A 2,749-nucleotide genomic window follows, 5' to 3' on the forward strand; every position below is an offset into this window, starting at 1 on the left:
TGGGCCCCGGCCGAACACCCTTTTTGTTCGACATGAAATTTTGCTCCAAATGTTCGGCGGTCGACAAATCAATCGCCCCCGCTTTTCTCATTGTCCTATGGGTTCCCGTGGTGCCCCCGACCCTGCACACGCAGTCGGGACAAACGTCATGGGCGCGTTCCTTGCCAAGAACCCATCCGCGATCACGGAAGACCTGGGCAGCTCTTGCGGCTGTCCCTTGCTCATCCGCTTCAAAGGCCACGCCGTCCGCTTCACAACCCGTTGCCCGGGAGCACCTTGAGCAAACAATGTGATAACGGGCTTTCGTCGCGACACCGCCCGCACGCGCGACCCGCGGGTGCAACGGTTCAAAACGGTGCACCAATCGGCTGGACCCTGATCCTTGATTTTCAATGCCGATGCGGATCGTCATTCTCTCTCGCCCAATCGCGCGACCGGACTGCCAACGCGCGGAAAAATCGAACAACACCACCCTTCCCCAGTGGCGTCACACCTCGCGACATACCTCTCACTTTGGAAAATGCCGCCCGCCATTTACCCGCCGGCCCCATTCAGGTGCTCATCGGGCGCCTCACCCCCACCCTGCGTCATTTTCCTGAACCAAACTCACAACCACACACGTTGTTCCTCGAAAATTCCCTTTCCACCCGCTCGTTCACGGATTGCGGCCACTATGAACCAAGCGATGTTCAAAAAAACGAAAGTCACAAACGTGAGCACGCTGCAGTTTTCCGAACCAAATGTTCCCGAACCAAATGAGGCCAAGGCGTGGAGTCGCCTTCGCTTTGCACATTAACCCAAACCGAAGCCTGTTCACACAACTTTGAGCAAAAAATATGGCCTCAATCCTTGCACAAACGTCCTCTCACCACTCTATGCCAGGCTAACCATCTACCCCCCAGCAACCTGTGCGCGACACACGACGGGGCGCGGTCCGGGCCTTAATAACAAACGTCCGAATGGTGAGTTGCGACTGTATTTGTTTATCTTTTTTGACGCTCGGCTCTCCGAAGCGCGCCACCCTGAGCATCAAACGCACAGATGAACGCGCGTTTTTCTGCGCGCACACCCCCCTAAAGAGGCGTGCATTTCGTGCGACATTCCACCAACGGTTCTTAAATTCGGCGCTGGTCATTTTAAGGGAAATCTTGAGCACCCACATACCGATCGTTTTCGCGCATCTCCCCGGTCGCAAGCGCCCCACCGTCACACCCTGCTGGCATCTCGTGCCATAGCTGGCTAGCACCCACACGCAGATCCAACCTGCCGCACCACAAAAGGACCGGTATCAAGTTATCTGCAAAAACATCGGAATGCGATAAAACCCCTGTCTCAGATGGACAGGACCGAACTCGCGACCCTAAAACTAGTCACAAGTGCACACTTCCGCTGCGCACCCGACTAATTTAATAGCAACATGGTCGCGCCACCAGCAACGACCACGCAATTGGGGCTATCCGATCAATTCCGTTCAGGTGGCACCGACATCTCCCACGCCATCCGGGGTCCAATAGATGAGCCTGATAACGCCCAGCCAGCGCGCTCGCAGCGCTGGAAACTACGCCGATCTTAACCTTTCGATGGCATGGATGGGCACCCGCCACGACGATGCCGCTCAAATCGCGGCCATCAAGCAACATGTTGGCCAGGAATTGGACCTAATTCGCGATGACCTGTACGACACAGACATCCCCGCCCTAGCGGAGCTTCTGGAAACGGGTGGCGACATCCGGGACCAATTTCATATTTTTGTCGACGAACCCTACCAAGACCACGCTTCAGAGCATATCCGCCTTTCGCTCCTTTGGCTCCTTTGGCTCCTTTGGCTCGCCGCCATTGAGCGATGCGACGTATCGGCAGTCCACCTCTGCAAAAGCATTGTCTCCGCTACAGCGCTGTCCGAGGGTACCGAAAGAGAAAGCCGCGCCCTGGCATGCGAGGCAGCTGTCCGCGTCGTCGCGGCGCTCGTGAACGATGCCCAAGAAGATAATGACTGCTCCAATGCCGAGCACCTATCCGAGCCAACCCCTCTTGTCGAAATTTTCGACCCGTTCCTTTCCCACAGCAGCGCCGAGCCGATTGATGTCACTGCAGCCCTCGAACCAATGACCTCCCCGCAATCCACCCGGACTTGCGATGAATATCCCCTCCCGGACACGGCGGCGGGAACTGCCTGCAGCCCTACGGCAATAACGGCGATCGAAAAAACCCTGACATCACGTCACCCCTGGCTCGGCGACCAAATTGAGGCGATCTTCCGATCGCAACGGCTCCGCGCCCTTGCCGGGCCAGTTCACCCGCAATTCCCGCCAATGCTGCTTGCCGGACCAACAGGAAGTGGCAAAACCACCCTTGCCGGGCGATCGCGCAGGTAACCGGCCTCCCGTTCTGGTACACCTCGGCCGGCGGGCGCTCTGGCGCCCTTGAACTTGCCGCAAGCTCTCCACTCCTCCAGCGTTCTGCCCCTTCACTCGGAATTCGGGCCATGGTCTCATTCCGCTGCGTCAACCCCATTATCATTGTCGATGACCTCGACAAGTTCGGGGATTCGAGGGTCAATGGCGACCCCTACAGCGCCCTCTCCACTCTTGTCGAAAATCATTCCTCCCGGACTCTCGTTGACGACTACCTCGGGCGCCCCGTCGACATGTCGCAAATTTCGTGGATTTTCACCGCAACCGAGACATCAACGTAAGCGCTGTGCCGCTCACACCTTGCGTTGATGGCTCCACGGCAGGAGGCTGTCGAT

At 57.5% G+C, this 2,749-nt stretch carries 2 protein-coding genes and 1 pseudogene; 2 read left to right on the forward strand and 1 reads right to left on the reverse strand.

The genetic code is table 11. The features are described from left to right. Positions 1–412, reverse strand: a pseudogene (locus IE243_RS23320) (hypothetical protein); the annotation flags it as partial. A 1,102-nt stretch (positions 413–1,514) separates the two neighbouring features. On the opposite strand from IE243_RS23320, the gene IE243_RS22425 reads away from it, so the two are divergent. Next, entirely contained in the window at positions 1,515–2,375 is an 861-nt protein-coding gene (locus IE243_RS22425) for an ATP-binding protein (RefSeq protein WP_191321506.1), read from the forward strand. A 110-nt stretch (positions 2,376–2,485) separates the two neighbouring features. After that, complete coding sequence (locus tag IE243_RS22430) at positions 2,486–2,695, forward strand: P-loop NTPase family protein (RefSeq protein WP_191321507.1); 210 nt, start codon at positions 2,486–2,488, stop codon at positions 2,693–2,695. The last annotated feature ends 54 nt before the right edge of the window (positions 2,696–2,749 follow it).

It is taken from the genome of Camelimonas fluminis, assembly GCF_014656355.1.
GTDB classification, from domain to species: domain Bacteria; phylum Pseudomonadota; class Alphaproteobacteria; order Rhizobiales; family Beijerinckiaceae; genus Camelimonas; species Camelimonas fluminis.

Bases quoted from the DNA above. Each gene is read 5' to 3' on its own strand.
- IE243_RS22425 (WP_191321506.1), top strand. From the start codon at position 1,515: ATGAGCCTGATAACGCCCAGCCAGCGCGCTCGCAGCGCTGGAAACTAC.
- IE243_RS22430 (WP_191321507.1), top strand. From the start codon at position 2,486: ATGGTCTCATTCCGCTGCGTCAACCCCATTATCATTGTCGATGACCTC.